General features: G+C 62.7%; 9 protein-coding genes. 2 read left to right on the top strand and 7 right to left on the bottom strand.

Going from position 1 to position 10,449, the window contains the following annotated elements; all coding sequences use genetic code 11:
* Window positions 1-27: 27 nt before the first annotated feature.
* Window positions 28-852, bottom strand: a complete 825-nt coding sequence (locus AC1Q61_RS30660) for a crotonase/enoyl-CoA hydratase family protein (protein ID WP_007734275.1) — start codon at window positions 850-852, stop codon at window positions 28-30.
* Window positions 853-931: 79 nt separating this feature from the next.
* Here AC1Q61_RS30660 and AC1Q61_RS30655 point away from each other — a divergent pair, with 79 nt between their 5' ends.
* Both AC1Q61_RS30655 and AC1Q61_RS30650 read left to right on the top strand, forming a co-directional pair.
* A complete protein-coding gene (locus AC1Q61_RS30655) occupies window positions 932-2,605 on the top strand; it encodes an acyl-CoA synthetase (protein WP_039973409.1) in 1,674 nt (557 codons plus the stop codon).
* On the top strand, window positions 2,605-3,720 hold the full coding sequence (locus tag AC1Q61_RS30650) for an NAD(P)H-dependent flavin oxidoreductase (RefSeq protein ID WP_003945863.1): 1,116 nt from the start codon (window positions 2,605-2,607) through the stop codon (window positions 3,718-3,720). The genes AC1Q61_RS30655 and AC1Q61_RS30650 overlap by 1 nt, the downstream gene beginning before the upstream one ends.
* Before the next feature lie 55 nt (window positions 3,721-3,775).
* On the opposite strand, the gene AC1Q61_RS30645 is transcribed toward AC1Q61_RS30650, so the two are convergent.
* The 6 genes from AC1Q61_RS30645 to AC1Q61_RS30620 all read right to left on the bottom strand — a co-directional run bounded on the left by AC1Q61_RS30645 (window position 3,776) and on the right by AC1Q61_RS30620 (window position 10,318).
* Entirely contained in the window at window positions 3,776-3,931 is a 156-nt protein-coding gene (locus tag AC1Q61_RS30645) for a hypothetical protein (protein WP_003945810.1), read from the bottom strand.
* A gap of 67 nt (window positions 3,932-3,998) precedes the next feature.
* Window positions 3,999-4,736, bottom strand: a complete 738-nt coding sequence (locus tag AC1Q61_RS30640; RefSeq protein ID WP_007734278.1) for a FadR/GntR family transcriptional regulator — start codon at window positions 4,734-4,736, stop codon at window positions 3,999-4,001.
* A gap of 60 nt (window positions 4,737-4,796) precedes the next feature.
* A complete protein-coding gene (locus AC1Q61_RS30635; protein WP_065456127.1) occupies window positions 4,797-5,615 on the bottom strand; it encodes an ABC transporter ATP-binding protein in 819 nt (272 codons plus the stop codon).
* Entirely contained in the window at window positions 5,612-7,690 is a 2,079-nt protein-coding gene (locus tag AC1Q61_RS30630; protein WP_257216903.1) for a dipeptide/oligopeptide/nickel ABC transporter permease/ATP-binding protein, read from the bottom strand. The genes AC1Q61_RS30635 and AC1Q61_RS30630 overlap by 4 nt, the downstream gene beginning before the upstream one ends.
* Window positions 7,690-8,649 carry an ABC transporter permease gene (locus AC1Q61_RS30625; protein WP_003945671.1) on the bottom strand — a complete coding sequence of 320 codons (960 nt, stop codon included), beginning with the start codon at window positions 8,647-8,649 and terminating at the stop codon, window positions 7,690-7,692. The genes AC1Q61_RS30630 and AC1Q61_RS30625 overlap by 1 nt, the downstream gene beginning before the upstream one ends.
* Window positions 8,650-8,692: 43 nt before the next feature.
* Window positions 8,693-10,318, bottom strand: a complete 1,626-nt coding sequence (locus tag AC1Q61_RS30620; RefSeq protein WP_003945716.1) for an ABC transporter substrate-binding protein — start codon at window positions 10,316-10,318, stop codon at window positions 8,693-8,695.
* Window positions 10,319-10,449: the final 131 nt, after the last annotated feature.

Below are 10,449 nucleotides of genomic sequence, written 5' to 3'. Positions count from 1 at the left end.
GACGGGGGTGGCTCAGACAGGGGTGGGTCAGACACCCTTGAACTGGGGCGCCCGCTTCTCACCGAAAGCCCGCGGGCCCTCCTTGGCGTCGGCGCTCATGAACACCTTCATGCCCAGCTGTGCGTCGATCTGGAAGGCCTCTTCCTCGTGCATGCCCTCGGTGTCGCGGATGGTCTTGAGAATCGCCTGCACGGCGAGAGGGCCGTTTGCACTGATCAGGTCCGCGAGCTCCAGCGCCTTGTCGAGGGCCTGGCCGTCCGGGACCACGTGGCCGATGAGCCCGATCTCCTTGGCCTCCGGAGCCTTGATGTGACGACCTGTGAGCAGGATGTCCGCCGCGATCGTGTACGGAATCTGTCGCACCAGACGCACTGCGGAACCGCCGAGCGGGAAGAGCCCCCACTTGGCTTCGGAGACGCCGAACTTGGCGCTCTCACCCGCGACGCGGATGTCGGTGCCCTGCAGGATTTCGGTTCCGCCGGCGATGGCTGCACCCTCGACCGCAGCGATCAGCGGCTTGGTCAACCGACGGCCCTTGAGGAGGCCTTCGATCTTGGACATGTCGACGCCACCGCCCGCGAAGGAATCTCCCGGCGGCTTGGCGGACATGTTCTTGAGGTCGGCGCCGGCGCAGAAGTCGCCGCCCGCACCGGTGAGGATGGCGACACGAATTTCGGGGTCGTTGTCGACCTGATCCCAGGCGTCGACCATGATCGCCATCATCTCGCCGGTGATGGCGTTCTTACGCTCGGGGCGATTCATGGTCACGATGAGAACGTGGCCACGCTTCTCCACGAGGCAATGCGGCGCGGTTTCCGAAATGTCTGATTTTTCGGTCGTCGAAGTGGACACTGATGGCTCCTGGCGGGTCTGTGAGCTGGCTCTCAAATTGGGTCTTGCCAGAAACGGTAACACGTTCTACTTTGAACTCGTGGCCCTTAACATCGCAGACTTCGTAGAGCACGCAATCGACCTCGTTCCGGACCGCGTTGCGCTGGTCTCGGACAACCGCGAGATGACTTATGCACAGTTGGAGGACCGAGCAAACCGCCTCGGTCACTACCTGCGTGAACATGGCGTTCAGCCGGGTGACAAGGTCGGCATCTACTGCCGGAACGTCATCGAGGCGATCGAGGCCATGGTCGCGGTTTTCAAGATCCGGGCCGTGATGGTCAACATCAACTACCGGTACGTCGAGAACGAGTTGCAGTACATCTTCGACAACTCCGACATGGTTGCGCTCATTCACGAGCGCCGCTACTCGGACAAGGTCGCGAACGTCCTGCCGAACACTCCCAAGGTCAAGTCCGTCATCGTGGTCGAGGACGGCACCGATCTGGACTTCAGTGCTTTCGGCATCGGCTACGAGGACGCACTCGCGCAGAGTTCGGGTGAGCGTGATTTCGAAGAGCGCAGCAACGACGACATCTTCATGCTCTACACCGGCGGCACCACCGGAAGTCCCAAGGGCGTCATGTGGCGTCACGAGGACTGGTGGCGTGTTCTCGGCGGAGGCATCAACTTCGTCACCGGAGTTCCGGTCGAGGACGAGTACGAGATGGCGAAGGTCGGCGCCGCCAACCCGAGCATGATCCGCTACCCGATCCCCCCGATGATTCACGGCGGTTCGCAGTCGGCGGTATTCCACAGCCTCTTCGGCGGCGGAACCTGTTTGATGCACCCGGAATTCGACGCCCACGAGGTGTGGCAGAACATCGACAAGCACAAGGTCAACCTGATCTTCATCACGGGTGACGCGATGGGCCGTCCGATGCTCGACGCACTCATCGCCGGAAACCCGGAGACCGGTGAGCCGTACGATCTTTCGACGCTCTACGTGATGGCCAGCAGTGCTGCACTCTTCTCGCCGAGTATCCAGGAGCAGTTCCTCGAACTGTTGCCCAACCGCCTGCTGACCGACTCCATCGGAGCATCCGAGACCGGCTTCGGCGGACTGGCCGTGCTGAGCAAGGGTCAGAAGCACACTGGCGGTCCGACGGTCAAGATCGACGCCTCCACAACGGTTCTCGACGACGACGGCAACGAGGTCGAACCCGGATCGGGCAAGCGCGGCATGCTCGCTCGCAAGGGCAACATCCCGCTCGGCTACTACAAGGACGAGGTCAAGACCGCCGAAACCTTCCGCACCATCAACGGCGTTCGCTACTCGATCCCCGGCGACTATGCGCAGGTCGAAGCCGACGGCACGGTCACGATGCTCGGCCGCGGTTCGGTGTCGATCAACAGCGGCGGCGAGAAGGTGTACCCGGAAGAGGTCGAGGGCGCTTTGAAGGCGCACCCGGACATCTTCGACGTCCTGGTGGTCGGTATCCCCGACGAGCGCTTCGGTCAGCGCGTTGCCGCAGTGGTCCAGGTACGCGAAGGCACGTCGCCGACGCTGCACGACATCGCCACCGCAGCACGCAAAGAGATTGCCGGATACAAGGTTCCGCGCAGCGTGTGGTTCGTGGACCAGATCAAGCGCAATCCGGCCGGCAAGCCCGACTACCGCTGGGCGAAGGCCGAAACGGAATCGCGCGAGGCTGATGATCACAACGGAAACGGCGCTCCTGTGGCGTCCGCAAACGAAAGCGTGGAAGCCTGATGCGTTCGGATCTCGCCGACAAGTTCGGCATCGAATACCCGATTTTCGGATTCACTCCTTCCGAGCACGTCGCGGCCGCGATCAGCCGCGCGGGAGGTCTGGGCGTGCTCGGTTGCGTCCGGTTCAACGACCCGGAAGAGCTCGAAGCCGCACTGACGTGGATGGACGAGAACACCGACGGTAAGCCGTACGGCGTCGACATCGTCATGCCGGCCAAGGTGCCGACCGAGGGCGGCGCCGTCGATCTCGACAAGCTGATTCCGGAGGAGCACCGCGCCTTCGTCAACCGCACGCTCGACGAGCTCGGTGTGCCGCCGCTTTCCGACGACGTCGAGCATGCGACCGGCGTACTGGGATGGCTTCACTCGGTGGCGCGGTCACACGTCGATGTTGCTCTGGGACACCGGATTGCGTTGATTGCGAATGCACTGGGATCACCGCCGAAGGACGTCATCGATCAGGCGCACGAGAAGGGCGTACCGGTAGCAGCGCTGGCCGGCGCCGTCGAGCATGCACGTCGTCACGTCGAGAACGGTGTCGACATCGTGATCGCGCAGGGCTACGAGGCCGGCGGTCACACCGGCGAAATCGCATCGATGGTTCTCGTTCCGGAAATCGTTGATGCACTGGGTGATTCAGCTGCCGTACTGGCTGCCGGCGGTATAGGCAGCGGCCGTCAGGTGGCTGCCGCACTTGCACTCGGTGCGTCCGGAGTGTGGATGGGCTCGTACTGGCTCACCACGTCCGAATACAAACTCGGCAGTGCATCGGGCGAGGGCCCGTCCGCTATTCAGCGTGCACTGTTGGGCGCGACGTCGGCCGACACCGTTCGTTCGCGCATCTACTCGGGTAAGCCCGCTCGGTTGCTCAAGACCAAGTGGACGGAAGCCTGGTCGAACCCGGGAGCACCGGCGCCATTGCCGATGCCGCTGCAGAACCTTCTGGTCAGCGACGCTCATCAGAGAATCGCTGCATCGGAGAACCCGGAAGTTGTGGCAATGCCCGTCGGTCAGATCGTGGGACGGATGAACGAGATCCGCCCGGTCGCCGAGGTCATGGCAGAGCTGGTGTCCGGGTTCGAAGACGCGCGAACCCGACTGGATTCGATGAAGTAGTAGATGACACGTGCGTGTGCCCTCGGCCGAGTTTCGGCCGAGGGCACACGTCGTTTCAGCCGGCGAGGTCGTCCGGTCCGACGGTGTCCGACAACCATTCTCCGCGACTGAGGGCGCCGTCGTCGCGGCGGCGTGCGATCACGAAAATGACCAGGGCGGCAGCGAGGACAACTGCGAGAACGCGCGAAGGCGTCAGGTTCGGGTTCTTCATACCCGTAATTTTGCCGGAAGAACGGGCGCGATGGTGAGCCAGCGGAGCAAAATCACGTGTTTCGAAATTACTGCGCTTCCGACGCATGGAGACTGGCGATCCGCTCGCGCAGGCCACCGAAGTGCACATCGAGAGTGTGCGCCGCCTCGACTGCATCACCCGTACGGATCGCGTCGAGAATCGCACGGTGCTTCGACGCGATGTCGATCAGTGGCGTATCCGAATGCCCGATGGCCTGCTGGATCTCGCTGTACACCTGCCAGAAGACGTCCATCAATTGAGCGAGGACCTGGTTGTCCAGCGGGGAGTACAGGCGGGAGTGGAAGGTCGCGTCGATGTCGGAGAAGTTCTTCCCGGCTGCGGCACGGACCTCCATGCCGGTGACGAGTTCGTCGAGGTCGGCGTGGTCGGCCGACGTCATCTCGGCCATCGCCGCACCGATCAGTCCGGTCTCGAGTGCCTGACGAATGTCGACCAGTTCCATCGCCTCGTGCCCGGTGCCCTGCAAGGACAACCGGCCACGGAAGGTCAGGCCGTCGGCGAGAGCGTCGAAGTTGCTAGGGGCGACGAACATTCCGAAGCCGTGACGGATCTCGACGACACCCAAGGCCTGCAGAACCTTGAGCGCCTCCCGGAGCGTGTTTCGGCCGATACCCAATTCCTCGGACAGTTCGGCCTCGGTGGGCATCGGGTCGCCGGGGGAGAGCCTGCGTTCGAGGATCAAGTTCATGATGTCCGTCTGAAGTGCGCGCATGCGGTTTTGCGCGCTGAAACGAGCGCCCTGTGTGCCACTCCGGACAGACATCGATTCCCCTTTTCTGATACGAACGTCCTTCATCCTATGTCCGGTCATCCGCTCCATTGGTCAACCCACGTCAACGGTGCGTTGCAGGAGGCTGGGCGCCGCACCCAGCAGTTTGGCCGTGTACGCATCGGACGGGCTGTCGAATACTTCCTCGGCCGTTCCCTGCTCGACGATCCGCCCGGCGTTCATGACGACGATGGTGTCGGAGACGTACCGCACCGTCTGTATGTCGTGCGAGATGAACACCATGCCGAGCCCCAACCGAGCCTTGATGTCGCTGAGCAGATTCAGGATCTGCGCTCGCACCGAGACGTCGAGCGCCGACGTCGGCTCGTCGGCCACGATGACGTCAGGTTCGAGCGCGAGTGCACGCGCGATCGCGACACGTTGCCGCTGACCGCCGGAGATCTGGCTCGGGATGACTTCGAGCGCAGATTGGGGGAGTCCGACCAAACCGACCAGCTCGCGAACTCGGGCGGTTCGGCTCGCGCGGTTGCCGATGCCGTGGACGTCGAGTGGATCGGTGAGGATGTCGGCCACCGTCATTCGGGGATTGAGCGCGGTAGCCGGATCCTGGAAGACGATCGAAATCGCCCGGCCGAACTCCTTGCGCACGCCGGCCGACCGGGTCAGAGCGCTTCGGCCGCGAAAGACCACGTCGCCCGACGTCGGTTTCTGCAGTCCGACCATGACTTTGGCCAGAGTGGACTTGCCACAACCCGACTCGCCCACGATGCCGATCGTCGTCCCTCGTCGTACGTCGATACTGACATCGTTGACCGCGTGAACTGTGCCCGGTTTGAACAGTGATCCCGAACGGGTCTTGTGGACGACGTGAATGTTCTTCAGTTCCAGGATGGGTGCTTCAGCTGTAGTCATCGCACGCTCTCCAATTCCGATTCTGTACGTACGGGAGTCGCGGACTGGTCGGCGAACCAATGCTCGGTCCCGTCGACCCGGACCATCTCCGGCTTTCGGAGGGGGTCGGAGTCCGGGCGAGTGGAACGCTCGGCGAAACGGTCACCCGGCGCGAAGTTTCCGGGCGAGGGAACAGTTCCCTGAATCTGATGCAGTCGCGGCGCTTCGTCCTCGATCGAGAGAACGGCACCGAGAAGGCCCTGGGTGTATTCGTGGCGGGGATCGACGAGCAGATCACTCGTGGGCGCCGACTCGACGACCTGACCGGCGTACATCACCGTGATCTTGTGAGCGAGTGAAGCAACGAGTGCAAGATCGTGGCTCACGAAAACCATGGCAAACCCCAGCTTTTCCCGAAGATCGTTGAGCAAGTCCACGACCTGGGCCTGGACGGTGACGTCGAGGGCGGTGGTGGGCTCGTCCGCGACTATCAACCGCGGACTGCGGGTGAGCGACATGGCGATCAGAACGCGCTGACGCTGACCACCGGAAAGCTCGTGTGGGTAGCTGGAGAGAGTGCGCACCGGATCGAGTCCGACGAGTTCGAGCAGTTCCTCGGCTGTGCGGGTACCGCCGCGCTTGGTGAGCTGCTTGAACTGCGCGCGGATCAGCATCGCCGGATTCAGTGAACTCAGCGCGTCCTGGTAGATCATGGCCATGTCGTGCCCGCGCAGCTTGTTTCGCTCTCGGTTGTTCAGCTCGAGGACGTTGACTCCGTCGAACAGGATCTCGCCGGTCACCACTGCCGTCTTGGGTAGCAGACCCATGATCGCCAGCGACGTGAGCGATTTTCCGCAACCGGACTCGCCGACGAGTGCCATCGTCTCGTTCGGGCGGACGGTGAAGCTCACGTTGTCGACAATCGCCGTGTCTCCGTAGCGTTCCGGGAACCGGATCGTGAGATTGCGGACCTTGAGGAGTGGCGCGGCATCGCCCTCGTACACAAGACGATCGGAGCGGGACCGCTCGGTTTCCGCCAGGATCTTCAGGTGCGTTTCGAGAGGAGTCGGCTCGGCGGCCGGCTCGAGAACATCTTTCACGACGCTCGGATCGGCGAAGTCGTCTATCAACTCCGGAGTGTCGGTGACCGATGCGGCTTCGTCCTCCAGAATGAGTTCGTTGGAGGTCTCCTCCGCTGCAGCGGTCTGCGCTGCTTGGAGCGCGGAGGGCGTCTTCTTGGTCTTCTTCAGACTCGGATCTGCCATCGCGTCCGTCAGGCCCTCGGCGAGCACGTTGAGGGAGAGCACCGTCAGCAGAATGAGCAGGCCGGGGAACACCGTTGCCCACCAACCACCGAGGAGGACCATGTTCTTGCCGTCGGCGATCACCGATCCCCACGACGGATCCGGGGGACGCACACCGGCGCCGATGAACGACAGGCTGGCTTCCAGCACGATGGCGTCGGCGACCATGACAGTGCAGAAGACGAGAACGGGCGCAGCACAGTTGGCTACGACGTGCTTGACGACGATGTGTGAAGTTCTTGCGCCGATAACCTTTTCGGCCGCGACGTAGTCCTCGCCGTACTGAGCGAGAACGTTCGCGCGAACGACGCGAGCCACCATCGGTGTGTAGAGGAACGCGATAGTGACGATCAGAACTGGAATCGAACCACCGAAGGCTGCGACGAGTACGGCAGCGAGCGCGATGCCCGGGAACGCCATGACCACGTCGAGCACACGCATGATGGTCTCGTCGACGCCTTTTCGGCTCGTTGCGGCCACCGATCCGATGAGAGCGCCGGCGCACAGTGCGAGGAAGGTGGAACCGAGACCGATGGTCAGCGACCAGCGTCCGCCGTAGAGCAAGCGGCTGAACAGATCTCGACCGAGACTGTCCTGACCGAACCAGTGCTCGGCGCTGGGGCCCGCGGTACCCACCGCCTGTTCGAGCGGGGTGTACTGCGTGATCAGCGGCGCGAAGAGGCAGGCGAGCACGATGATCGCGAGAACCGCCATCGACAGCCAGGCCGAGAGGGGGAAGCGAGAAAAGGTGATGCCGGGTCGCGAAAGCTTCTCGGTGAGTTTTCTTCTCATCATGCTGCGCTCCGAAGTCGTGGATTGACGAGCAGGTAGAGGATGTCGACGGCGAGGTTGACGACGACGAAGCCGACCGCGATGACGATGACAACACCCTGAACGACTGCGGGGTCACCGTTGGTGACGCCGTTGATCATGAGCTGACCCATGCCGGGCAGGCCGAAGATCTGCTCGATGACCACAGCGCCACCGAGGAGATAACCGACTCGTAGACCCAGGACGGTGAGCGGGTTGATCAGTGCGTTACGCAACACATTCCGTCCGATCACCACGTGATAGGGCAGGCCGCTGCCGATCGCGGTCCGGACGTAATCTTTGTCCAACTCCTCGACCATCGACGTGCGGATGATGCGCGTGAGTTGTGCTGCGACGGGCAGTGACAGGGACAGCGCCGGGAGCGCCATGTACCAGAGCCAGTCGCTGACGGAGTCGCTCGGATTGACGTAGCCACCGGTGGGGAACCATCCGAGTTGAACAGCCAGATACTGAATCATCAGCAGTGCCAACCAGAATGACGGTGCCGCCACACCACCGAGGGAGATCACTCGGATGACCTGATCCGGCCAACGATCGCGGAACAGTGCGCTGGTGACGCCGAAGATCAGCGAGAGCACGATGGCGATCACCAGTCCGAGAACCGTGAGCTGAATGGTCAGTGGCAGAGCGGTGGAGATCGAATCCAACACCGGGGTACCGGAAATCAGACTGTCACCCATGTTGCCGCTGACCAGATCGGTCACGAAGTGAACGTATTGCAGCGGAAGCGGATCGAGCAGTCCGTTCTCTTCCTTGAACTGCTGCAGCTGTTCCGCAGTCGGGTTGCCACCGTTGAACGCCGCGGTTGCGGGATCGGTGGGCGCGAACTGCATCACGATGAAGACGAACGCGATGATGCCGAGGATCAGGGGGATCAGTATCAGTAATCGCCTGATCAGCATGGGGAGGACTCTTGCCATCGGGGGATCTCTCAGTTGTGGGAAACGGCCGAGCGGGCGGGTATCAGGCCGGCTTCGCCTGAAGCAGGTTGACGCCGGGGTACGGCAGCGGAGTGACGTCGGCGATCTTCTTCGGATCCCACGCAGTCAGGAGTTCCTGATGGAGAACCGGGTAGTAGACAGCATTTTCGGCGATCTGGTTCAGGTACGACTGCACGAGGGTGCTGCGCTTTGCCGGGTCGGTCTCGCGGGTGGCTTCGTCCATGGTGGCGTAGATCTTCTGCGCTTCGGGGGTGTCGTCCCACTTGGCGTAGGTCTTCGTCCACAAGCCGCCCTTGCTGTACGTGTAGCGGACGAGAAGGTCGACGTCGCTGCCGAATGCCTGCGGGTTGGACGTACCGGCGGCGATCTGGAACTTCTGGCCGCTGTTGAGCTTGCTCACCATGGCGCTGGTGTCCTGCGGTTCGAGCGTCGTGTTGAATCCGACTGCGTCCCAAGACTCTTTGATGGTCGGCAAGCAGTCGGCCAGCCAGCTGACGTTGGTGGAGAGCAGTGTCAGGTCGAGGCCACTGACGCCGGCGGCAGCGAGGAGTGAGCGGGCCTTGTCCGGATCGTACGAGTAGACGGTGGACGCTCGCGCGTAGTCGGGGTTGCGCTCGTACAGGTAGCTCGTGGCCGGTGCTGCCTTGCCGCCGAGGGCGATCTCGATCATCTTCGGGGTGTTGATCGCGTAGAACATCGCCTGGCGAACACGAACGTCGTCGAACGGTGCCTGAGTGGTGTCGAAGAGCAGGTACATGAGGTTCATGCCCGGGTTGCCCTCGACGGTGCGCCCACCGGAGGTCAGAGTGGGGACGTTGGCGACGGGGATGTTGTCGGCGAGTTGTGCACCGGCATTGTTGCCCGAGACGCGCGCGATGCGTGAGGAGGTGTCGACGATGGAGAGCCAGTTCATGGTCGCGAAGTTGGCCGGACGCGGCCCGTTGTACGCCTCGAAGGCCTCGAAAGCTGTATTGCTCTTGGGGGTGTGGCTCTTGAGCTTGTACGGACCGGAACCGACGACCAGCGCTCCGGACTTGGCCTCGTCCCAGTGGCCGTCGAAGACGTGCTTGGGCATGATCTTGGCGATCGAGAGACGCTGTGCGGCAGCGCTGAACGGGTAGTTGAAGTTCAGGGTCACCGTTTGGTCGTCGACCTTGGTGACGGACTGCAGCCAGGAGGAGAAGAAGGAGCGGATCAGTACGTTCTGCTGTGGATCGAGGATGCGATCGAAGGTGAAGACGACGTCGTCCGAGGTGACCGGAGTGCCGTCGTGCCAGGTTGCTCCCTCGCGGATTTTCATGGTCCAGCTCGAGGCGGTGGCGTCGGTCGGGACGGCCTGTGCGAGCGCCGCATACGTCTCACCGGTGCCTGGATCGTTTTCGAGCAGTCCCTCGTAGACGTGGTTGACCGCTGCCATGAGGAAACCGGATGCAGTCTGCATCGGGTCGAAGCTCTGGTCGTTGCCGTATCCGATGGCGGTGGTCAGATCGCCGGTGCTCGCGGAACCGCCGACAACCGAGGTCGACGACGGCCCGCCGCCACAGGCCGCGAGAGTCGCGGTGATACCTGCTGCAGCTCCCAGTAGCCCGGTGTACCGGAACAGGTCTCGGCGGGTGAACGCGGAGCTCAGCGGTCGTTCGTTCTTCAAGGCGGCCTCCAAGGCGGGGAGCGGGACATCAAGGGAGTGGATAGGGGATGTCCTATGTTCGACGTCCGATGTTGCGTAACTTACATTGTGGATCAGAAAGCGTCTAGAGAATCTTCGGAACTGGCGGCGCC

It is taken from the genome of Rhodococcus sp. MPR-R1B, from assembly GCF_058793255.1.
This window is presented reverse-complemented; position numbering and strand designations above follow the sequence as displayed.